This is a genomic window from Pseudomonas sp. HY2-MNA-CIBAN-0224, assembly GCF_040310285.1.
Classification (GTDB): domain Bacteria; phylum Pseudomonadota; class Gammaproteobacteria; order Pseudomonadales; family Pseudomonadaceae; genus Aquipseudomonas; species Aquipseudomonas helleri.
The window spans coordinates 1-257 of the sequence record NZ_JBEOPQ010000683.1; the positions used below are offsets into that span (position 1 = coordinate 1).

General features: G+C 41.6%; 1 pseudogene. It reads right to left on the minus strand.

The annotated features are described in order from the left end of the window. Window positions 1-257 (minus strand): annotated as a pseudogene (locus AAEZ03_RS28055) (hypothetical protein); the annotation flags it as partial.

Consider the following 257-nt stretch of genomic DNA (forward strand, 5'->3'; position numbering starts at 1 on the left):
GTAGTCTTGAGCCGTAATTGGTTAGCCAGTTAAAAGCCAGTTTTGCTTTGCCTCTCGCGCCTTTTTCAGCATACTCCGGTAGCTCTAAAAAAAGCTTAGAGATATAGGCATAATCTTCGATTCTATTACAGAAGAACACCGGATGATTGATCAAGTTAAAATCAAAAGTCGTACTATCTTCTTCACCTGGTGCTAGCTTCTCGCCCGGTACATCAAAAACTTTGATAGCCAGTCCTTGTGCTAACCCTAATTTACGG